This window comes from Agathobaculum sp. TL06 (assembly GCF_054658635.1).
The window spans coordinates 84,681-106,392 of sequence record NZ_BAAGGY010000008.1 but is presented as its reverse complement, the minus strand read 5'-3'; the positions used below and the strand labels follow the sequence as shown (position 1 = coordinate 106,392).

Annotated in this window: 18 protein-coding genes and 1 tRNA gene; all 19 read left to right on the top strand. The window is 59.0% G+C overall.

Going from position 1 to position 21,712, the window contains the following annotated elements; translation table 11 throughout:
- Positions 1–20: 20 nt before the first annotated feature.
- Complete coding sequence (gene rpoC, locus ACYQ3S_RS06475; protein WP_459687949.1) at positions 21–3,554, top strand: DNA-directed RNA polymerase subunit beta'; 3,534 nt, start codon at positions 21–23, stop codon at positions 3,552–3,554.
- Positions 3,555–3,756: 202 nt separating this feature from the next.
- Positions 3,757–3,999, top strand: coding sequence for a ribosomal L7Ae/L30e/S12e/Gadd45 family protein (locus ACYQ3S_RS06470; RefSeq protein ID WP_054327685.1), 243 nt, complete (start codon positions 3,757–3,759; stop codon positions 3,997–3,999).
- A 67-nt stretch (positions 4,000–4,066) separates the two neighbouring features.
- Positions 4,067–4,486 (top strand): 30S ribosomal protein S12, encoded by a 420-nt coding sequence (gene rpsL, locus ACYQ3S_RS06465; RefSeq protein WP_054327684.1) that lies wholly within the window; start codon positions 4,067–4,069, stop codon positions 4,484–4,486.
- Positions 4,487–4,678: 192 nt separating this feature from the next.
- A complete protein-coding gene (rpsG, locus tag ACYQ3S_RS06460; protein ID WP_054327683.1) occupies positions 4,679–5,149 on the top strand; it encodes a 30S ribosomal protein S7 in 471 nt (156 codons plus the stop codon).
- A gap of 36 nt (positions 5,150–5,185) precedes the next feature.
- The gene (gene fusA, locus ACYQ3S_RS06455; RefSeq protein WP_459687946.1) at positions 5,186–7,288 is read left to right on the top strand and encodes an elongation factor G; all 2,103 of its coding nucleotides are present in this window, start codon (positions 5,186–5,188) and stop codon (positions 7,286–7,288) included.
- Between the two features lie 92 nt (positions 7,289–7,380).
- The gene (gene tuf, locus ACYQ3S_RS06450; protein ID WP_459687944.1) at positions 7,381–8,586 is read left to right on the top strand and encodes an elongation factor Tu; all 1,206 of its coding nucleotides are present in this window, start codon (positions 7,381–7,383) and stop codon (positions 8,584–8,586) included.
- A 95-nt stretch (positions 8,587–8,681) separates the two neighbouring features.
- Entirely contained in the window at positions 8,682–8,936 is a 255-nt protein-coding gene (locus tag ACYQ3S_RS06445; protein ID WP_459687942.1) for a hypothetical protein, read from the top strand.
- A 158-nt stretch (positions 8,937–9,094) separates the two neighbouring features.
- On the top strand, positions 9,095–9,394 hold the full coding sequence (locus ACYQ3S_RS06440; RefSeq protein ID WP_459687940.1) for a hypothetical protein: 300 nt from the start codon (positions 9,095–9,097) through the stop codon (positions 9,392–9,394).
- Positions 9,395–9,418: 24 nt separating this feature from the next.
- A complete protein-coding gene (recD2, locus tag ACYQ3S_RS06435) occupies positions 9,419–11,668 on the top strand; it encodes an SF1B family DNA helicase RecD2 (protein WP_459687938.1) in 2,250 nt (749 codons plus the stop codon).
- A gap of 126 nt (positions 11,669–11,794) precedes the next feature.
- On the top strand, positions 11,795–12,859 hold the full coding sequence (mreB, locus tag ACYQ3S_RS06430; protein ID WP_054327675.1) for a rod shape-determining protein: 1,065 nt from the start codon (positions 11,795–11,797) through the stop codon (positions 12,857–12,859).
- 134 nt (positions 12,860–12,993) lie between these two features.
- Entirely contained in the window at positions 12,994–13,491 is a 498-nt protein-coding gene (tadA, locus tag ACYQ3S_RS06425) for a tRNA adenosine(34) deaminase TadA (RefSeq protein WP_459687935.1), read from the top strand.
- A gap of 38 nt (positions 13,492–13,529) precedes the next feature.
- Positions 13,530–14,909 (top strand): sodium-dependent transporter, encoded by a 1,380-nt coding sequence (locus tag ACYQ3S_RS06420; protein WP_459687933.1) that lies wholly within the window; start codon positions 13,530–13,532, stop codon positions 14,907–14,909.
- 45 nt (positions 14,910–14,954) lie between these two features.
- A tRNA-Leu gene (locus ACYQ3S_RS06415) sits at positions 14,955–15,041 on the top strand.
- 139 nt (positions 15,042–15,180) lie between these two features.
- The gene (locus ACYQ3S_RS06410) at positions 15,181–15,678 is read left to right on the top strand and encodes a GreA/GreB family elongation factor (protein WP_459687931.1); all 498 of its coding nucleotides are present in this window, start codon (positions 15,181–15,183) and stop codon (positions 15,676–15,678) included.
- A gap of 113 nt (positions 15,679–15,791) precedes the next feature.
- Positions 15,792–16,676, top strand: coding sequence for a DMT family transporter (locus ACYQ3S_RS06405; RefSeq protein ID WP_459687929.1), 885 nt, complete (start codon positions 15,792–15,794; stop codon positions 16,674–16,676).
- Entirely contained in the window at positions 16,663–17,178 is a 516-nt protein-coding gene (locus tag ACYQ3S_RS06400; RefSeq protein WP_459687927.1) for a M48 family metallopeptidase, read from the top strand. The genes ACYQ3S_RS06405 and ACYQ3S_RS06400 overlap by 14 nt, the downstream gene beginning before the upstream one ends.
- A 24-nt stretch (positions 17,179–17,202) precedes the next feature.
- Entirely contained in the window at positions 17,203–18,183 is a 981-nt protein-coding gene (locus ACYQ3S_RS06395) for a LacI family DNA-binding transcriptional regulator (protein WP_459687925.1), read from the top strand.
- 215 nt (positions 18,184–18,398) lie between these two features.
- Positions 18,399–20,309: a glucose PTS transporter subunit IIA gene (locus ACYQ3S_RS06390; RefSeq protein WP_459687923.1), complete on the top strand. Its 1,911-nt coding sequence runs from the start codon at positions 18,399–18,401 to the stop codon at positions 20,307–20,309.
- Entirely contained in the window at positions 20,306–21,700 is a 1,395-nt protein-coding gene (locus ACYQ3S_RS06385) for a glycoside hydrolase family 32 protein (protein WP_459687921.1), read from the top strand. Before ACYQ3S_RS06390 ends, ACYQ3S_RS06385 begins: the two co-directional genes overlap by 4 nt.
- Positions 21,701–21,712: the final 12 nt, after the last annotated feature.

Below are 21,712 nucleotides of genomic sequence, written 5' to 3'. Positions count from 1 at the left end.
GAAGGAGCATCTGAAAATATATGGGATATCATACGTTTAACGCCATCAAGATCGGCCTGGCCTCGCCCGACCTGATCCGCGAGTGGTCGTATGGTGAAGTCAAAAAACCCGAAACCATTAACTACCGCACGCTCAAGCCGGAAAAGGACGGCCTGTTCTGCGAGCGCATCTTTGGCCCAACCAAGGACTGGGAGTGCCACTGCGGTAAATATAAAAAGGTCCGCTTCAAGGGCAAGATCTGCGACAAGTGCGGCGTCGAGGTCACGCGCGCCAAAGTCCGCCGCGAGCGCATGGGCCACATTGAGCTGGCCGCGCCCGTCTCGCACATCTGGTATTTCAAGGGCATCCCGTCCCGCATGGGCCTGATCCTGGATATCAGTCCGCGCGTGCTGGAAAAGGTCCTGTACTTTGCCAACTATATTGTGATCGATCCGGGCGATACCCCGCTGATGAAAAAGCAGATTCTGACCGAGGCGGAGTACCGCGACATGCGCGAAAAGTACGAGGACGATTTCCGCGCCGGCATGGGTGCGGAGGCGATCAAGGAGCTGCTGCAGGAACTGGACCTCGACCAGCTTTCCAAGGAGCTGACCGCGGAGCTGCGCGAGTCCTCCGGACAGAAGCGCCTGCGCATCATCAAGCGCCTGGAGGTCGTCGAGTCGTTCCGGCTGTCGCACAACCGTCCGGAATGGATGATTATGGACGTGGTTCCGGTCATCCCGCCGGAGATCCGCCCCATGGTGCAGCTCGACGGCGGCCGTTTCGCGACCTCGGACCTCAACGACCTGTACCGCCGCGTCATCAACCGCAACAACCGTCTGAAACGCCTGTTGGAGCTGGGCGCACCCGATATCATCGTGCGCAACGAGAAGCGCATGCTCCAGGAAGCCGTGGACGCGCTCATCGACAACGGCCGCCGCGGCCGTCCGGTCACCGGCCCGAACAACCGCGCCCTCAAGAGCTTGTCCGACATGCTCAAGGGCAAGCAGGGCCGCTTCCGTCAGAACCTGCTCGGCAAGCGTGTCGACTACTCCGGCCGTTCGGTTATCGTTGTCGGTCCGGATCTGAAGATTTACCAGTGCGGCCTGCCCAAAGAGATGGCGCTTGAGCTGTTCAAGCCGTTTGTAATGAAAAAGCTGGTGGAGGACGGCACGGCGTCCAACATCAAGTCCGCCAAGAAGATGGTCGAGCGCGCCAAGCCCGAGGTTTGGGACGTGCTCGCCGGCATCATCAAGGGCCATCCGGTCATGCTCAACCGCGCGCCGACGCTGCACCGCCTGGGCATCCAGGCGTTCGAGCCCGTGCTGGTTGAGGGCCGCGCCATCCGTCTGCATCCGCTCGTCTGTACGGCGTTCAACGCGGACTTCGACGGCGACCAGATGGCGGTTCATGTGCCGCTGTCCGCGGAGGCGCAGGCCGAGGCGCGCCTGCTCATGCTGTCCGCCAACAACCTGCTCAAGCCGCAGGACGGCAAGCCGGTCACCGTACCGTCGCAGGATATGGTGCTGGGTTCCTATTACCTGACTATCGACCGCGATACCGAGCCGGGTACCGGCAAGGTGTTCCGCGACGCCGATGAAGCGCTGATGGCTTATGCGGAGGGTGTTGTCGGCATCCACGCGCCGATCAAGGTGCGCGTGACCAAGGAGATCAACGGCAAGCTGGAGAGCCGCATTGTGGACGCGACGCCGGGCCGCCTGATCTTCAACGAACGCATTCCGCAGGACCTCGGCTTTGTCGACCGCTCGGATCCGGACAAGAAATTCGATCTGGAGATCATGTTCACCTGCGGCAAAAAAGAGCTGGGCAAGATCATTGACAAGTGCATCCATGTGCATGGTTTCAATGTAACGGCCGAGGTGCTCGACTCCATCAAGGCGATGGGCTACAAATATTCGACCAAGGGCGCGCTGACCGTTGCGGTGGCCGATATGCTGGTGCCGGACGACAAGGCGACCCTGATCCATGAATCCGAGCAGCAGGTCGCCAAGATCGATAAAAAATACAAGCGCGGCTTTATCACGGACGACGAGCGCTACCGCCTGACGGTCGCCGAGTGGGAATCCACGACCAAAAAGGTTACCGCCAAGCTGCAGGAAAACATGCGTGAGCAGCGCTTCAACCCGATCCACATGATGGCCGATTCCGGCGCGCGTGGTTCGATCAACCAGATCCGTCAGCTCGCCGGTATGCGCGGTCTGATGGCGTCCACCTCGGGTAAGACGATCGAGATTCCGATTAAGTCCAACTTCCGTGAGGGCCTCTCGGTTTTGGAATACTTCATTTCTGCGCGCGGCGCGCGTAAAGGTCTGGCGGATACCGCGCTGCGTACCGCGGACTCCGGTTACCTGACCCGCCGCCTGGTAGACGTTTCCCAGGACGTAATCATCCGCGAGGAGGACTGCGGCGCGGCCAAGGGCATCTGGGTAGAGGATATCAAGGAAGGCAACCAGGTCATCGAGCCGCTGCGCGAGCGTCTGCTCGGCCGGTATCCGGTCGACGATATCTGCGATCCGGCAACGGGCGCGTTGATCGTACCCAAGAGCAAGATGATGAACGATGCGGACGCGGACGCGATCATCGCGGCCGGCATCACCCGCGTACAGATCCGCTCGGTCCTCGAATGCCGCGCACGCAAGGGCGTCTGCTCGCACTGCTATGGCATGAACCTGGCGATGGGTACGCCGGTCGGCAAGGGCGAGGCGGTCGGCATCATCGCCGCGCAGTCCATCGGCGAGCCGGGAACCCAGCTCACCATGCGTACGTTCCACACCGGCGGCGTTGCCGGCTCGGACATCACGCAGGGTCTTCCGCGTGTTGAAGAGCTGTTCGAGGCGCGCAAGCCCAAGAAGGCCGCGACCCTTGCGGAGATCAGCGGCATCGTCAACATTGAGGAGTCCAAGCGCACCACGGTCAAGACGGTCAACATCGTCAATTCGGAAACGGGCGATATGCGTTCCTACCAGCTCGCGTCGTCTTCCGGCATCCGCGTGACCGATGGGCAGGAGGTCGAGCAGGGCTTCCAGCTCAACGAAGGCTCGCTCAACCCGCATGATATCCTGCGCATCCTCGATCCGCGTGCGGTGCATGACTATGAGATCAAGGAAGTGCAGAAGGTTTACCGCCAACAGGGCGTTGATATCAACGACAAGCATATCGAGGTTATCGTGCGTCAGATGATGCGCAAGGTGCGCGTCGAGGACGCGGGCGACGCAGAGGTGCTGCCCGGCTCGGTAATGGACCTGCTTGAGTTTGAGGACTACAACCAGAAGGTGCAGGACCGCATCGACGCGGGCGAGGAGGGCCTCCGTCTGGCGGTGGCCGAGCCGACGCTCATGGGTATCACCAAGGCGTCGCTGGCGACCGACTCCTGGATGTCCGCCGCGTCGTTCCAGGAAACGACCCGCGTACTGACCGACGCCGCGATCAAGGGCAAGGTAGACCCGCTGATGGGCCTGAAGGAAAACGTCATCATCGGCAAGCTGATTCCAGCAGGCTCCGGCATGACCGAATACTGCGACGGACATTACGAGCAGACGGTCGATCTCGGCTGAACCGGAAAAGTATAAATTCTGCAAAACAGGGGAATGCTGAAAGGCGTTCCCTTGTTTTTGCAGTCAGCGGCGCATTTTTCCGCCGTGAACGATGCGGCAAACGCGTATTATGGCAGAAATGGTGAAAAATCTCTGTAAAAATGCTTGACTTCATGCCGGAAAGCAATTATACTAATGAAGTATGCCGTATAGGAGGGTTAGTATGCTTTCAGAACTTCGCACGGCGCACAAGGTCATCGGTGTGAAGCAGTCGAAAAAGGCGATTCGGGACGGCGCGGCGGCTGAGGTCTATGTTGCGCTGGACGCGGAAAAACGCGTGGTAGGTCCCATTTACGAGCTTTGCAGCGAGACGGATACCAGGATCACGGAGATCACCACTATGGCGGAACTGGGGGACGCGGCGGGCATCGATGTCGGCGCTGCGGTCGTCACAGTCCTGCGCTGATGCTGCTTGATGGAATACGCGCGGCGCGCGTTTTTCATAAATACTTTTGAAAGAAGGAGGAAATAAAATGCCAACTTTTAACCAACTCGTCCGTAAGGGGCGCGAGGCAGTCGTTTACAAATCTACGGCGCCGGCTCTTCAGGTAGGCTATAACTCTCAGAAGAAGAAAGCCACCGACCAGTCCGCTCCGCAGAAGCGCGGCGTCTGCACGACGGTTAAAACCATGACGCCGAAGAAGCCGAACTCCGCGCTTCGTAAGGTTGCTCGTGTCAAGCTGACCAACCAGATGGAAGTTTCCGCTTACATCCCGGGCGAAGGTCACAACCTGCAGGAGCACTCTGTCGTTATGGTCCGCGGCGGCCGTGTAAAGGACCTTCCCGGCGTCCGTTACCACATCATCCGCGGCACGCTGGATACTCAGGGCGTGGCAAACCGCCGTCAGGCTCGTTCCAAGTACGGCGCTAAGCGTCCGAAGGCAGGCAAGTAAGCTGCCGACCCACACGTTTTGCGAGAAAAGTTAAAGTTTTTTTCAGCAAAGCACTCTCATGCTTTGTCTGAGGCGTTTTATATCCGATTGCATATGCGGGTGTATTACCTCGGACAGGCATTACAACGGCTTGCCCTATGTGCTGAGCCGGAGTACCTATGAAATCAAATATTTTTGAAGGAGGGAAGCAAAGTGCCAAGAAGAGGTAATGTCCCGAAGAGAGACGTTCTGCCCGATCCGCTTTACAACTCCAAGCTTGTCACCAAGCTGGTCAACTCGATCATGCTGGACGGCAAGAAAGGCGTTTCGCAGAAGGTCGTTTATGGTGCTTTTGATATCGTCCGCGAGAAGACCGGACGTGAACCGCTGGAGGTCTTTACGGAAGCGATGGAGAACATCATGCCGTCGCTCGAAGTCAAGGCCCGCCGTGTAGGCGGCGCCACCTATCAGGTGCCGATGGAAGTCCGTCCGGAGCGTCGTCAGACCCTGGGCCTGCGCTGGATTACCAAGTATGCCCGCGCCCGCAGCGAGAAGACTATGCGCGAGCGCCTGGCCGGCGAGATCATGGACGCGTGCAACAATCTGGGCGGCGCTGTGAAGAAGCGTGAGGATACGCACAAGATGGCGGAAGCGAACAAGGCATTCGCGCACTACCGCTATTAATCTGCGATCCGTTTTACGCTTTGAAAGGAGAGCAATATGCCTAGAGAATATTCCCTGGAAAGAACCAGAAATATCGGCATCATGGCGCACATCGACGCCGGTAAAACCACTACCACCGAGCGTATTCTGTACTACACCGGTGTAAACCACAAGATCGGCGATACCCACGACGGTACCGCCACGATGGACTGGATGGAGCAGGAGCAGGAGCGCGGCATCACCATCACCTCCGCCGCCACCACCTGCCACTGGTCGGGCTCCCAGCATCAGTTTCCGGAGCATCGCATCAACATCATCGACACCCCGGGCCACGTTGACTTCACCATCGAGGTACAGCGCTCGCTGCGCGTGCTGGACGGTTCGGTCACCGTTTTCTGCGCCAAGGGCGGCGTTGAGCCTCAGTCCGAAACGGTTTGGCATCAGGCTGATGATTACAAGGTGCCGCGTATGGCGTTCGTCAACAAGATGGACATCATGGGCGCCGACTTCTTCAATGTTGTCAGCATGATGAAGGACCGCCTCAAGTGCAACGCAGTCCCGATCCAGCTCCCGATCGGCGTGGAGGAGACCTTCCGCGGCATCATCGACCTGGTGACCATGCGTGCAGAGGTTTATTATGACGATCTCGGCAAGGATGTCCGCGACGAGGATATTCCGGCCGATATGATGGACCAGGCGCAGGAGTATCACGACGCGCTGTGGGAAGCCGCTGCCGAGCTTGACGAGGACCTCATGATGAAGTACCTCGAGGGCGAGGAAATCTCCGCTGCGGAGGTTAAGGCTGCGATCCGCAAGGGTACTATCGGCAATCAGATCGTTCCCGTTCTGTGCGGCACCGCTTACCGCAACAAGGGCGTGCAGATGCTGCTCGACGCGGTTATCGACTATATGCCGGCGCCGACCGATATCGAGGATATCAAGGGCGTCAACCCCAAGACCGGCGAGGATGATACCCGTCCGTCTTCCGATGAGGCGCCGTTCTCCGCGTTGGCGTTCAAGATCGCGACCGACCCGTTTGTCGGCCGTCTGACGTTCTTCCGCGTCTACTCGGGTACGATCACCGCGGGCTCCTCGGTCCTCAACGCGACCAAGGACCAGCGTGAGCGTCTGGGCCGCATCCTGCAGATGCACGCAAACCACCGTCAGGATATCGACGTGGTTTATTCGGGCGATATCGCCGCGGGCATCGGCTTTAAGAATACCACCACGGGTGATACGCTCTGCGACGAGAAACACCCGATCATCCTGGAGTCCATGAACTTCCCAGAGCCGGTTATCCGCGTTGCGATCGAGCCTAAGACCAAGGCCGGTCAGGAGAAGATGGGTATTGCGCTGGCCAAGCTGGCGGAAGAGGACCCGACCTTCAAGACCTACACCGACGAGGAAACCGGTCAGACCATCATCGCCGGCATGGGCGAGCTGCACCTCGAAATCATCGTTGACCGCCTGCTGCGCGAGTTCAAGGTAGAGGCGAACGTCGGTGAGCCGCAGGTTGCTTACAAGGAAACCATCCGCCGCTCTGCGGACGTGGATCAGAAGTATGCGCGTCAGTCCGGCGGTAAGGGCCAGTACGGCCACGTCAAGATTATTGTTGAACCGAACGAGTCCGGCAAGGGCTACGAGTTCATCAACAAGATCGTCGGCGGCGCGATTCCGAAGGAATATATCGAGCCTGTCAACCAGGGTATCCAGGGTGCGATGCAGGCCGGTATCCTGGCGGGTTATCCGGTAGTCGACGTCAAGGTTACCCTGTACGACGGTTCCTACCACGAGGTTGACTCCTCTGAAATGGCGTTCAAGATCGCCGGTTCCATGGCGTTCAAGGAAGCGATGAAGAAGGCGGATCCGGTTCTGATGGAGCCTATCATGCAGGTTGACGTTATGGTGCCGGAGGATTATATGGGCGATGTCATCGGCGGCCTGAATGCCCGCCGCGGCCAGATCCAGGGCATGGAGCCGCGCGGCGGCGTGCAGGCGATCAGCGCTGCCGTTCCGCTGAGCGAGATGTTCGGCTATGCGACCGCGCTGCGTTCGAGCACGCAGGGCCGCGGCCAGTACACCATGCAGCCCAGCCATTACACGGAAGTACCCAAGAGCATCCAGGAAAAGATTATGGACACCCGCAACAAAGACAACTAAAAACTATTGCCGAACTATTGCATTTTTCTGTGATTTGCAGTAGAATAAACTCACCATGACTATGAATTCAATTTACGAGGAGGATATCCACAATGGCAAAGGAAAAATTTGACCGCTCCCTGCCGCACGTTAACATCGGTACCATCGGCCACGTTGACCATGGCAAGACCACGCTGACCGCGGCGATCACCAAGGTTCTGGCTCTCGAGGGCGAGGCTGAGTACCAGGCGTACGACTCCATCGACAAGGCGCCGGAGGAGAAGGAGCGCGGCATTACGATCAATACCGCTCACGTTGAGTACCATACCAAGAACCGCCATTATGCGCACGTTGACTGCCCGGGCCACGCCGACTACGTTAAGAACATGATCACCGGCGCTGCTCAGATGGACGGCGCGATCCTGGTTGTTTCTTCCGCTGACGGCCCGATGCCGCAGACCCGTGAGCACATCCTGCTTGCCCGTCAGGTAGGCGTTCCGTATATCGTTGTATTCATGAACAAAGTTGACCAGGTTGACGACGAGGAGCTGCTCGATCTCGTTGAGATGGAGATCCGCGATCTGCTGTCCTCCTACGAGTTCCCGGGCGACGACATTCCGGTAATCCGCGGTTCCGCGCTGGGCGTTCTGACCTCTGAGTCCACCGATCCGAACGCGCCGGAGTACGCTTGCATCCGCGAGCTGATGGACGCTGTTGACTCCTATATCCCGACGCCGGACCGTGCGGCTGACAAGCCGTTCATCATGCCGGTTGAGGACGTATTCTCCATCACTGGCCGTGGTACGGTTGCTACCGGCCGTGTTGAGCGTGGCCAGCTGAAGATGGGCGAGGAAGTTGAGATCGTCGGCCTGATGGACGCGCCGCGCAAGACCGTTGTTACCGGTATCGAGATGTTCCGCAAGCTGCTGGATTACGCTGAGGCTGGCGACAACATCGGCGCGCTGCTCCGCGGCATCCAGAAGACCGAGGTTGAGCGCGGCCAGGTTCTGGCGAAGCCGGGCTCCATCCACCCGCACACCAAGTTCCACGGTCAGGTTTACGTTCTGAAGAAGGAAGAGGGCGGCCGTCATACTCCGTTCTTCAACAACTACCGTCCCCAGTTCTACTTCCGCACCACCGACGTTACCGGCGTTATCGCTCTGCCGGAGGGCGTTGAGATGTGCATGCCGGGCGACAACGTTGAGATGGACGTTGAGCTGATTACCCCGATCGCGATCGAGGAAGGCCTCCGTTTCGCTATCCGTGAGGGTGGCCGTACGGTTGGTTCGGGCGTTGTTACCAAGATCAACGCTGACTAATTGGCAATCATTAAACTCCCATGCTTTGCATGGGAGTTTTTTCTTGTCTAAAGCGTGCGGACGCGCGGCACAATAGCTGTGAGGAGGGATGCTTGATGAAAAACGAGCATGAGGTTTCCGCGCAGCAGCTGGAATCCGCAAAAAAGAATATTGAATGGATGGAACGGAGCAAACCGAGCGTTGCAGCGCGCAGCGGCGGACATGAGCTCAGCGACTGCCACCGTCAGAACGACGTTCAGACGCAAGGGGAGGCGCTGCCGCCGCATGAGCGGAACTGCGGGCGGGCGCACCCGATGCGCGGCACGAACAGCGAGGATCTGACCGAGTGGTGCATCGAGCACGAGACGTAAAGGGCAAACGGACGGTGCGGGGGCTGCGGGCGTGATGCCTGCAGCCTTTCGTTGTGCGGCGGTATTTTACTTTTTTGCCGACTTGTGCTACAATTGATATAACGCTGCGTAACATGCGGCCCGCCTGCGGCATAGCCTGAAAGCAGGAGGGGAAAACCATGTCTGTTTTCTGGCAATCTGTGCTGGCGGTATTTGCCGCGGTAGGGTTTTATACCGTTTTGCACACCGTATATGAAATCGTTTTTGCGCGTATGCTGCGGCTGCATGGCTCGGCGGAGCTGACGTTGTACGGGGATGGCTGCGATGCGTCGAGCGAGCAGCTGATCCGGACCGCCCTGCGGATCCGTAAGCAGTATCTGCCCGGCATGTCGATCACATTCGTCGAGATCGGCAGCGGGCAGGGCCAAAATGTGGCGAAGCATATGGCGGCGCGGCAGGACATGATGTATTTGGAATGACATGGAAGTAGAGGAACATATCGGGTGGACGAAAGAGAATACGTATTGATACGCGGCACGGTGGAACAGATCGTTTTCTATAATCAGGAAAACGGTTACGCCGTGCTGCGCCTTGCCTCCGAAGAGGGGGCGGAGGTAACGGCGACCGGCACGTTCCCCAATATCGGACCCGGGGAACAGGTTATCCTGACCGGCTATTGGGTCACGCATCCCTCCTATGGCGAGCAGTTCGCCACAGAAGCGTTTGAGCGGCGCCTGCCATCGTCCGTGCGCGGCATCGCCGAATACTTGGGCTCCGGACTGATTCGCGGCGTGGGGCAGCGTCTGGCGGCGCGGATCGCGGAACGCTTTGGGGAGGATACTTTTGACGTTCTGACACATGATCCCGACCGCCTGACCGAGATTCGGGGTATTACGGAAAAGAAAGCGCGGGAAATCGGCAGGCAGTTTGTCGAGCAAAGCGAAATGCGCCTGCTGATGGATTTTTTGAGCGAGCATAACCTGCCGGTATCGCTGACGCCGCTGCTGTATAAGCGGCTGCACGACAGTGCGATCGATGCACTGTGCGAAAACCCGTATCTGCTGTGCGATCCGTATTATGATGTGGAGTTCCGTATCGCGGACGGGCTGGCGATGGAACTGGGGCTGTCGCTGCTGTCGGACGAACGGGCGGACGCGGGCGTGCTGTATACCCTGACGTTTAACCTGGATAACGGGCATACGTTCATACCGTTGGAAAAGCTGACCCATACGGTCTGCATGCTGCTGTCGGATGAGGATGTGGAGTTCGATGAGGCGCGGGCGCTGGAGAGCATCCTGCAGCTGAGTGAGCGCGGGAAGCTGGTGCGGGAACAGATCGCGGGCAGAGACGCGGTCTATCTGCGCAGCATCCATGACGCCGAAGCCTATCTCGCAGAGATGCTGGGCAGTATGGCGGAGCGCAGCTTTATGTATGACTTTGACGTGGACGAGCTGCTCGGCGCGCTGATGGAGGGCAGTGAATTCCCCTATTCGGAAAAGCAGAAGCAGGCCATTTCCGTGGCGGCGCGCAGCGGGCTTGTGATCCTGACCGGCGGGCCGGGTACGGGCAAAACGACCACCGTGCGCGGCATCCTGCAGGTTTTTGAGGCATTGGGCCTGCACACGCTGCTCGCGGCCCCAACCGGACGGGCGGCCAAACGCTTATCCGATCTGACCGGCATGGAGGCCAGAACCATCCACCGGCTGCTGGAAGCCGGCTTTGCCGCCGGAGGGCGCACCGCCTTTGCGCGTAACCTGACGAATCCGTTGGAATGCGACGCGGTGATTCTGGACGAGGTATCCATGGTGGATATCACGCTGATGCAGGCGTTGGTCGAGGCGCTGCCGCATGGGGCGCGGCTGGTGCTGGTGGGCGACGCGGACCAGCTCCCGCCGGTGGGACCGGGCAATTTTCTGCGGGATATGATCGGCTCCCACCGTGTCCCGACGATTGAGCTGACCGAGATTTTCCGGCAGGCGCAGAAATCCGATATCGTGATGAACGCGCATGCGGTCAACGCGGGCCGAATGCCGGTCCCGTCCGGCGCGGACGGAGACTTCTTTTTTCTCAAGCGTGCCGAGCCGTCTGCGGTGATCGAAACGGTCGCGCAGCTTTGCGCGTCGCGTTTGCCGAAGCATTACGGCTTTACCCCAGCGCAGATTCAGGTGTTGTCGCCCGCCAAGCGGCAGGGGAGCGGCACGATGGCGCTCAACCGACGCTTACAGGAAGCCCTCAATCCACCCGCGGAAAGCAAGCTGGAAAAGCGCTTCGGGGACTGGATATTCCGCGAGGGAGATCGGGTGATGCAGGTGCGCAACAATTACGACATCGTATGGGAGCGTCGGGAGGACGAGGAGCAGGGGACGGGCATATTCAACGGCGATGTGGGGGAAATACTGCAGATATTCCCGCAGCAGGAATGCATGGTCATCCGGTTTGACGACCGCATCGCAACCTACACCTATGATATGCTGGGCGAGCTGGAGCTGGCATATGCGGTCACGGTACACAAGTCGCAGGGCAGCGAGTTTGACGCGGTCGTGCTGGCGCTGTCCGACGGGCTGCCGCGCCGCCTGCTGACGCGCAATATCCTTTATACCGCGATTACGCGCGCCAGGCAGCTTCTGGTGATCGTCGGCAGCGCGGATACGGTCGCTTATATGGTGGAAAACAACCAGAAGGGCCGGCGGTACAGCGCGCTCAAGGCGCGCCTGCGCGCGGAACCGGCGCCGGATGCATCGGTTCTCGGATAAAACGCAGGGAAATGTTGTCGGTTTGACAATATTTTCGCAAATAGCCTTGAAAACCGACTGGTGTATGGGGTATAATAAAAATACTGCAAATCGGCGGTAACAGAGCAAAAAGGATGAATGAAGATTATGGCTTCTTTTCTGGAAACATTAGCGAAAAAGTTTTCGCTTTTTTCGAGTGATATCGGCATTGACCTCGGCACGGCGACGGTTCTGGTCTACGTCAAGGGGAAAGGCGTGGTGCTGAACGAACCATCGGTTGTCGCGGTGGATAAGGTGTCGGGCAAGATCCTGTCCGTCGGCGCGGAGGCGCAGAAGATGCTGGGCCGCACACCAGGCAACATTATTGCCATCCGGCCGCTGCGCGAGGGCGTGATTTCAGACTATGAAATGACCGAGCGCATGATTAAGGAATTTATCCGTAAGGTGCAGGGCTTCCGCCTGTTTAAGCCCAACGTGGTGATTTGCGTGCCTTCGATCATCACCGAGGTCGAGGAACGCGCGGTGATCGACGCCGGCACCCAGGCGGGCGCAAAGCGTGTGTTCCTGATCGAGGAGCCGGTCGCGGCGGCGATCGGCGCGGGCATTGATATTGCAAAGCCGAACGGCAACATGGTGGTCGATATCGGCGGCGGTACGACCGACGTTGCGGTTATTTCGCTCGGCGGCATTGTGGAATCCACTTCGATCAAGATTGCGGGCGATAAGTTCGACGAAGCGATCGTCAAATATGTCCGCCGGAAGCACAACGCCCTGATCGGCGAGCGCACCGCGGAGCAGATCAAAAAGACCATCGGCTGCGTTTATCCGCGCACGGAAGAGGTATCGATGGAGGTCAAGGGGCGCTGCCTGATGACCGGCCTGCCGCGCACGTTCTCGGTCAACTCGACCGAGGTGCTGGACGCCTTGGAGGAAGTCAGCGCGTCGATCGTCGAGGCGATCCACTGGGTCATCGAGCGGACGCCGCCCGAGCTGACCGGCGATATTTCGACCAACGGCATCGTGATGACCGGCGGCGGTTCGCTGATCTGGGGCTTCGACAAGCTGGTCGCGTCCAAGACTGGCATCCCGACCCACATCGCGGATGAAGCGATTTCCTGTGTTGCTTACGGCACGGGCAACTGCCTGGAGAACCTGTCCGGCATGCAGGACGGAACGATGAACCTTTCGCGGCAGCGTCAGATGATGCAATAAACGGGCGCAAAGTCCGAGCCCATATGCTGCGCAGCAGTATAGCGCTTGCCGGGGCTTGCATCCGGCAAAGGCAAGGCAAAAAAACACCCGCCATTGGACGGGTGTTTTTGATGGAGCGGTGCGGAGGCCGGTGGATGACAGAACAGCAAAAATACATGAAAGCGGCGCTCCGTCTCGCCCAAAAGGCGGCGGAGGAGGGCGAGGTGCCGGTGGGCGCGGTGGTCGTCTGCGAGGGGAAAATTGTCGGCCGCGGCCGGAACCGCAGGGAGACCAAAAAAAACGCGCTCCATCATGCGGAGATCGAGGCCATCGAAAAGGCGTGCAGAAAACTGGGCGGCTGGCGGCTGCATAAATGCGACCTGTATGTTACGCTGGAGCCGTGTCCGATGTGCGCGGGCGCTATCATCAACGCGCGGATCAAAACGGTATATTACGGGGCGCCCGACCCGAAAGCCGGCTCATGCGGCACGCTGGTCGACCTGTTCGCGCTGCCGTATAACCACAGGCCGGCAGTTGTTTCCGGCGTGATGGAGGAGGCGTGCGCGGCGGTCCTCAGAGATTTTTTCCGCGCGCTGCGGGAAAAACGCAGGCGGCTGCGTTTTCAGGAGAAATCAGACGTCGCGGACGTTTGAAAATATAAAGATGTAAGTTTTATAAGGGGTATGTAGCAATGCAAAGAGAAAGACTGGGCTCCCGCCTGGGGTTCATCCTGCTCTCGGCAGGGTGCGCCATCGGCGTGGGCAATGTGTGGAAGTTTCCCTGGATGGTGGGACAGTACGGCGGCGGCGCGTTTGTCGTGTTTTATGTGCTCTTTTTAATCATCCTGGGACTGCCGATCATGACGATGGAATTTGCGGTGGGCCGCGCCAGCCAGAAAAGTCCGGTGCGCGCTTACCAGGCGCTGGAAAAGTCGGGACAGAAATGGCATATCCACGGTTATCTGGCCATGATCGGCAACTACCTGCTGATGATGTTTTATACGACTGTGTGCGGCTGGATGCTGCATTATTTCTATCTGACCGCTTCCGGACGGTTTGAAGGGGCGACGACCGAGCAGGTGCAGGCGGTATTTCCCGAAATGCTCAGCCAGCCGCTTGTAATGGGGGGCTGGATGGTCGTTGTCGTCGTTGTGGGCTTTGCAATCAATTCGTTTGGACTACAGAGCGGCCTGGAGCGCGTGACCAAGGTGATGATGCTCGCGCTGCTGGCGATCATGGTGATTCTGGCGGTCAACAGCATCCTGACGGAAGGCGCCGGCGAAGGCCTGAAGTTCTACCTGATTCCGGACCTGAACCGGATGCAGGAAGCCGGTATCGTCAATGTCATTGTCGGCGCGATGAACCAGTCGTTCTTTACGCTGTCTCTGGGCATTGGCGCGATGGCGATTTTCGGAAGCTACGTTGGCAAGAGCCGCGCCCTGCTGGGCGAAGCGGTCAATGTGGCGATCCTGGATACCTTTGTTGCGTTCACCGCGGGTCTGATTATTTTCCCAGCCTGCTTTGCGTTCGGCGTCTCGCCGGACAGCGGCCCGAACCTGATTTTCGTCACCCTGCCGAATATTTTCAACCATATGGCGATGGGGCGGCTGTGGGGCAGCCTGTTCTTTGTGTTCATGGCGTTCGCGGCGTTTTCCACGGTTCTGGCGGTTTTTGAAAACATCATCTCCTGCGGCATGGACCTGACCGGCGCCAGCCGGAAAAAGGTTGCAGGGGTCAACATCATCCTGATAATCCTGCTCTCGCTTCCCTGTGTATTGGGCTATAACATCTGGTCGGGCTTCCAGCCGTTTGGCGATGGGACTGCTGTGCTGGATCTGGAGGATTTCCTGGTTTCCAACATCTGGCTGCCGTTGGGGTCGATCATTTACCTGCTGTTCTGCACCAGCCGTTATGGTTGGGGCTGGAAAAACTTTAAGGAGGAGGCCAACGAGGGCGGTGGCCTCAAGGTGCGCGATGGGATCCGTGTCTATGTCAGCTATATCCTGCCGCTGATCGTGCTGGTGATTTTCGTGCTGGGAATAAAGGACAAGATTTTGCTCCTGTTCTCTTGAAAACAGTGGTGCAGTATGATATAATAACTCTGCTGCACCAAATATGCCGGTGTGATGGAATTGGTAGACGTAGTGGACTCAAAATCCACCGCTGGCGACAGCGTACCGGTTCGAGTCCGGTCACCGGCACCATACTGTATTTTTTACAGGTTCATATTAAAAAACACTGCACGTTCCGTGCGGTGTTTTTTAAGTATACAGGAAAACGCCGCGGCATCGGGAATAATCCGGATGAAACGGTGCGGCGGGATGGAAAGGACGGACGACGACAATGCACAATGATCTGACTGCGCAGGATATTGCGATGATGCAAAAGGAGTTGGAGCACCGGAAGCTGGAACTGATGCCGGAGCTGATTGAGGAGGTCAAAAGAACGAGAGCGTTCGGGGACCTGAGCGAAAACTTTGAATATAAAGCGGCCAAGCAGGCGCAAAACCGCAACCGCAGCCGGATCCGCTATTTGGAGCGGATGATTAAATCCGCCCATATCATAGAGGACCGCGCGGGTGCGGATGAAATCGGGCTGTTCGATAAGGTGGAGCTGTACTTTGAGGAGGACGATGAAACCGAAACGATACAGGTTGTGACCACGGTTCGGTGCGACCCGCTGCAGGGGCGCATCAGTCGGGAAGCGCCCCTGGGCAGAGCGGTGCTCGGCAGGAAGGCGGGGGAGCGCGTGAAAGTGGAGACCGATGACGGGGCGGCCTATACGGTCGTCATACGGTCCATCACGAAAGAGACGGACGACGGGAACGGCACGATCCTCTGAATGCGCTGCGCGGCATGGAATATCGAGCATCCGGCTGTTCGCAGATGCTTTGCATATTTCATGGATTTGTGATAAGATAGCAGGGAGAGAATGAATGACAGGGGGAAACATTGGTGCTTTCCAATAAAAGCAAGGCGATCGGCTTCATCCTGCTTTCCGCGCTGGGGTTTGCGATGATGAGCGCTTTCGTCCGCTTGGCGGGCGATCTGCCTTTTACACAAAAATCTTTTTTCCGCAACGCGGTTGCGATGGTCGTGGCCGCGGTGCTGCTCAAACGCGATGGGAGCGGATTCCGGTGGGAGAAAGGGAACCTGCCTCTTTTGCTTCTGCGCGCGTCGTGCGGCACGCTCGGCATTTTCTGCAACTACTATGCGATTGACCGCCTGGTTTTGGCGGACGCGAATATCTTGAATAGGATGTCGCCGTTTTTCGCAATTTTATTTTCCCTTTTCCTGTTGAAAGAGCGGGCCAACCTGTTCCAATACGGGATGGTTCTGGTGGCGTTTGGCGGAAGCATGCTGATTATCAAGCCCGGCTTTTCGGCAGAGGCGTTTCCGGCGTTTATCGGCCTGCTGGGCGGTATTGCCGCGGGCGCGGCTTATACCGCGGTTCGCGCGCTTTCCAAAAAACAGGAGAAAAGCGCGCGGATCGTCTTTTTCTTCTCCGCTTTTTCGACGTTGGTCACGCTGCCGTTTCTGATTCTTGATTTCCATCCGATGTCCTGGCTGCAGCTTGTGTATCTGCTTGGCGCGGGCTTTGCGGCCACGCTGGGGCAGTTCGGCGTGACGCTGGCTTATGCGCATGCGCCGGCAAAGGAGATTTCTGTGTTTGATTATTCCCAGGTTTTGTTTACCGCGTTGTTTGGCTTTTTCCTGTTCGGCCAGGTTCCGGATTGGATGAGCGTCGTCGGCTATGCCGTGATCTGCGGCGTTTCAGTCGTCACATTTTTGTATAACCGGACCGTGGAAAGCAGGGAGCAGGCGCGTGGACCGGTATGAGGTGGTCCGCTCCCGCCGGCGGACGTTGGCGGTCGAGGTGCGGCAGGATGGCGCGGTGGTGGTGCGTGCGCCGCTGCGCGTTCCGGAGCGGGAGATCGCGCGCTTCGTGAGCGGTCAGGGGGCCTGGATTGACCGTGCGCGCGCAAGGCAGGCGTTGCGTCGGGAGGCGCATCCGGAGCCGGACGCCGCGCGCCGCGCAGAACTGGAAGCGCAGGCGCGGGACGAGCTTCCGCGTCGGGTGGCGCGGTATGCGGAACGGATGGGGCTGCGGCCGGCTGGGATAAGGATTACCGCCGCGCGGACGCGGTTCGGCTCCTGCAGTGCGAAAAACAGGCTGTGCTTTTCCTGGCGCCTGATGGATTATCCGGACGCCGCGATTGATTATGTGGTCGTGCATGAGCTTGCGCACATTGTCCATAAAAATCACGGCCCCCGTTTTTGGGAGCTGGTGGAACGCTATATGCCGGATTATAAGCGTCGGCGCGCCATGCTGCGCGAATAGGAACAAAGGAGTGGAAAACGAAAAATGACGATTGCGGAGATTGCACAGCGGGCAGGCGTATCCAAGGCGGCGGTTTCCCGCTACCTGAATAACGGCTATATCAGCTCGGAAAAACGCGAGGCAATCCGCCGTGTCATTGAGGAGACCGGATATATCCCATCCCAACAGGCGCAGACTTTGCGCACGGGAAAAAGCCGTATGATCGGCGTGATTGTGCCGCGCATCGATTCCGAGGCGGTCAGCCGTGTGGTGGCCGGTATTTCGCGCATATTTGAGGAGCAGGGCTACCGCCTGCTGCTGGCCAACACCGAGAACCGGATTGACAAGGAGCTGGAATATCTGGAGGTGTTCCGCACGGGAAACGTGGACGGCGTGCTTCTGGTGGCAACGATCCTGTCGCCGGCGCATCGAAGGGCGGTGCAGTCGTGCAGCGTGCCGGTTGTCCTGCTGGGGCAGCAGATGGACGGGGTGGCCTGCGTCTACCACGATGACCGTGGCGCGGCCTATGCGGTCACGCGGCTGATGCTGCAGGGCGGCAGGAAAAAGCTCGGCTATATTGGCGTGACCCAGCGGGACAAAGCGGCGGGTGCGTCCCGACGGGCGGGTTTTTTGGATGCGCTCCATGAAGCCGGACTGGAAGAAGCGGCGTCCCGCATGGAACAGAGCGATTTCTCCATTGACGGAGGCTACGCCGCAGCGGAGCGTATGCTGCAGCGCGCGCCCGATGTGGACGGGATTTTTTGTGCAACCGATTCCATAGCGATCGGCGCAATGAACCGGCTCGAGCGGTATGGACGGCGTGTGCCGGAGGATGTTGCACTGGCAGGCATTGGCCATTCGCGGCTGGGCGAATTGATCCGCCCGCGTCTCACGACCGCGCATTACTATTACCAGACCAGCGGCGAAGAAGCTGCAAAAGACCTGATTGAAATTATCGAACAGGGGATGGATCGCAAAAAACAGCTTAAATTAGGCTTTGAAATCCGTTTGGGAGAAACGACCTGAAGCGGAAAACCATAGAAAGGGCGCAGCCGTTCCTGCCAAGGCAGGAGCGGCTTTTTTGTGTAAAATGGGGTATCCTAAAAAGGGGGATTGGGTGAAATGCGCAAAAAAAGGGCGGGATATTTGGACAGGATTGCGGATTTACAAAGGCCTGCATAGGGCGTATAATTAACCCATAAAGTGAAATCGATTTCACAAAAAAGAAAGGGTGAATCGCTGTGGATTACAAAAGAGCGGCGGCCGGGGTGCTGGAAAGCATCGGCGGGAAGGAAAACATTATTTCAGCGGCGCATTGTGCAACGCGCCTGCGCCTTGTGATCGCGGACAACGGCAAGGTCGACAAGAAAGCGCTGGAAAACGCGGAAGGCGTGCAGGGCGTATTTGAGGCGCAGGGACAGCTTCAGATCATTTTCGGCACAGGCACGGTAAACAAGGTGTACGATGAATTCATCGCGCAGTCCGGCGCGGCGGCGGTCAGCAAGGACGAGGCAAAGGCGCAGGGCGCGCAGAAAGGCAACTGGTTCCAGCGCGCGATCAAGACGCTGGGCGATATTTTCGTGCCGATCATTCCGGCGATCGTGGCGTCCGGCTTCCTGATGGGCATTATGGAGTCGCTCAAGTTCATGGTGAACAACGGCTTCATCGAGCTGGACAGCACAAGCTCGCTGTTTGTGTTCGCGGACCTGTTTTCTAATGTTGCGTATACGTTCCTGCCTATTCTGATCGCATTTTCTGCGGCCAAGGTCTTTGACGGCAACCCGTTCCTCGGCGCGGTCGTGGGCATGATTATGATTCACCCCAGCCTGCAGAACGCATGGACGGTAGCGGACGGTGTGCAGACCTATCAGGAGGTATTTTTCGGCTTATACGAGGTGCCGCTGGTCGGTTATCAGGGGCATGTCATTCCGGTCATCATCGCGGTGTGGGTGATGTGCTTTCTGGAAAAGCGGCTGCATAAAATCGTGCCGCCGATGTTCGACCTGTTCGTCACCCCGCTGGTTTCGGTGTTTGTGACCGGATACCTGACACTGGCCGCAATCGGGCCGCTGTTCACGACAGTGGAAAACTTTGTGATCGACGGCGTGCAGTGGCTGATCGCGATTCCGTTCGGCATCGGCTCGTTCATCATGGGCGGGCTGTATGCGACGACCGTCGTTTCCGGCATCCATCATATGTATACCATCATCGACCTCGGCCAGCTGAGCGCATACGGCCTGACGTTCTGGCTACCGCTGGCCAGCGCGGCGAATGTGGCGCAGGGCGGCGCGGCGCTGGCGGTCGCGATCAAGACCCGCAATAAAAAACTCAAATCCATGGCTCTGCCCGCGTCGCTGTCGGCGTTCATGGGCATTACGGAGCCCGCGATCTTCGGCGTGAACCTGCGGTTTTTCCGCCCGTTCATCGCCGGTGCGGTCGGCGGCGCGTGCGGCGCGCTTTACGCTTCGATCGTCGGGCTGGGTGCGACGGGTACAGGCGTAACGGGCATCTTCGGCATCCTTCTGCACCTGCACCATCCGATCCAATATATCCTGACCGTCGGCATCGCGGCGGGCGTTGCGTTTGCGCTTTCCTGGATCATGGGCATCCCAGAGGAGGCGCGCCAGCCGCAGCCGGATACGGCTGCGGCGCCGGAAGCGGCACAGTCGGCGGCCGTGCCGCAGGGCGGAACGGTAACGGTGGCCGCGCCGCTGACCGGCGAGGCGGTCCCGCTTTCCGAAACCGGAGATCCGGCGTTTGCAGCCGAGGTTTTGGGGAAAGGCGTTGCGGTAAAGCCTGCGGAAAACAGGATATACGCGCCTTGTGCGGCGGAGGTCACGGCAGTCATGGGCCATGCGGTCGGACTGCAGTGCGATAACGGCGCGGAGCTGCTGATCCATGTGGGTATTGATACGGTGAACCTGAACGGCAAGCATTATACCGGCCATGTGGCGGAGGGACAGCGCGTGCAGGCAGGCGAGCTGCTGCTCGAATTCGATGCGGAAGCGATCGAAAAAGAGGGCTATAAGACCATCACGCCGGTGATCGTGACCAATTCGGACCAGTACGCGGCCGTTGAGCTGTCGCTGGGCGCGGTAACGGCAAATCGGGATACGCTGCTCACGCTGGCCGCGCAGGAGGTGGACGCATGAGCAACGCATTACACAGGGACCTGGCGCGTCTGGTCGAGCGGGTCGAACGCGAGGACGGGCCGCGCGCTGCGGCGGACCCCTACCGCCAGCGGTTCCATCTGATGCCGCCGGTGGGCTGGCTCAACGACCCGAACGGCCTGTGCCGGTGCGGGGAATGGTACCATGTGTTTTATCAGTACGGCCCGTTTGACGCGGCGGGCGGTGTCAAGCATTGGGGACATTACCGGAGCCGCGATCTGCTGCGGTGGGAAAAGCTGCCGGTTATGCTCTATCCGGATGAACCGTGGGACGTCCACGGCGTGTATTCCGGCTCCGCGCTGGTCGAGGATGGGGTCATGTATCTGTATTACACCGGCAACGTCAAGCAGGCGGGGGATTACGACTATATCACGGCGGGGCGCGGGCATAACACCGCGCTTGCCGTCTCGCGGGACGGGGTATCGGTGCAGTCCGACGAGCTGCTGCTCACCAACGCCGATTATCCGGCCGGACTGACCTGCCATGTGCGCGACCCCAAGGTGTGGACACAGGACGGGATGTATTATATGGTGCTGGGTGCGCGCACACTGGATGATCGGGGCGAGATATTGGTATTCGAGTCCGCGGACAAGCGGCGGTGGACACATCGCAATACGCTCACCACACCGGAAAAGTTCGGCTATATGTGGGAGTGTCCCGACCTGTTCGGGCTGGAGGAGCAGTCCTTTCTGGTCTGCTCGCCGCAGGGGGTTGCCCAGCAGGGCGATCGATACCAGAATATCTATTCCAGCGGTTATTTCCCGCTGCACGGGGATTTTCGGGGCGAGTACACGCTCGGAGGCTTTACCGAGCTGGACTGCGGCTTTGATTTCTATGCGCCGCAGTCGTTCGAGGACCGCGGCCGCCGCCTGATGCTCGGCTGGATGGGCATGCCGGACGCGGAGTATCAAAACCCGACCGTGGAGAGCGGCTGGCAGCACTGTCTGACCGTGCCGTGTGAGATTACCCGTGACGGCACACGGCTGCTGCGGTATCCGGTACCGGAGCTGGAAAAGCTCCGTCAGGAGCGCGTTGCGCCGGAAAACGCGCAGGTGTTCGATCTGGAATACAGCCCGCAGGGCGCGGGAAAGCTTGTCATTCGGGAGAGCCTTGTGGTAGAATGGGAGGGGAACCGGATAACCCTGTCCTTCCAGTCGGGCGGTGCGGGGCGCACCATGCGCCGCGCCTGCGTGGAGCGGGAGGTCGAACATTTGCGCATCCTTGCGGATGCGTCCTCGGCGGAGGTGTTCGTAAACCGAGGCGAGCGGGTGCTTTCCACCCGCTATTATCCGGCGCCCGAGGCGCGCGGCATCGCGTTTACAGGAGCCGGGGAGGCTGCGCTGTGGGCGATGGGCGCGCTGGAAATCCAATAGCAGGTGGAATGG

Excerpts from the sequence above, each read along its gene's own strand:
- ACYQ3S_RS06445 (WP_459687942.1), top strand. The coding sequence starts at position 8,682 with ATGAAAAACGAGCATGAGGTTTCCGCGCAGCAGCTGGAATCCGCAAAA.
- ACYQ3S_RS06385 (WP_459687921.1), top strand. The coding sequence starts at position 20,306 with ATGAGCAACGCATTACACAGGGACCTGGCGCGTCTGGTCGAGCGGGTC.
- ACYQ3S_RS06440 (WP_459687940.1), top strand. The coding sequence starts at position 9,095 with ATGTCTGTTTTCTGGCAATCTGTGCTGGCGGTATTTGCCGCGGTAGGG.
- ACYQ3S_RS06470 (WP_054327685.1), top strand. The coding sequence starts at position 3,757 with ATGCTTTCAGAACTTCGCACGGCGCACAAGGTCATCGGTGTGAAGCAG.
- fusA (WP_459687946.1), top strand. The coding sequence starts at position 5,186 with ATGCCTAGAGAATATTCCCTGGAAAGAACCAGAAATATCGGCATCATG.
- ACYQ3S_RS06395 (WP_459687925.1), top strand. The coding sequence starts at position 17,203 with ATGACGATTGCGGAGATTGCACAGCGGGCAGGCGTATCCAAGGCGGCG.
- tadA (WP_459687935.1), top strand. The coding sequence starts at position 12,994 with ATGACAGAACAGCAAAAATACATGAAAGCGGCGCTCCGTCTCGCCCAA.
- tuf (WP_459687944.1), top strand. The coding sequence starts at position 7,381 with ATGGCAAAGGAAAAATTTGACCGCTCCCTGCCGCACGTTAACATCGGT.
- ACYQ3S_RS06410 (WP_459687931.1), top strand. The coding sequence starts at position 15,181 with ATGCACAATGATCTGACTGCGCAGGATATTGCGATGATGCAAAAGGAG.
- mreB (WP_054327675.1), top strand. The coding sequence starts at position 11,795 with ATGGCTTCTTTTCTGGAAACATTAGCGAAAAAGTTTTCGCTTTTTTCG.
- rpoC (WP_459687949.1), top strand. The coding sequence starts at position 21 with ATGGGATATCATACGTTTAACGCCATCAAGATCGGCCTGGCCTCGCCC.
- rpsL (WP_054327684.1), top strand. The coding sequence starts at position 4,067 with ATGCCAACTTTTAACCAACTCGTCCGTAAGGGGCGCGAGGCAGTCGTT.
- ACYQ3S_RS06420 (WP_459687933.1), top strand. The coding sequence starts at position 13,530 with ATGCAAAGAGAAAGACTGGGCTCCCGCCTGGGGTTCATCCTGCTCTCG.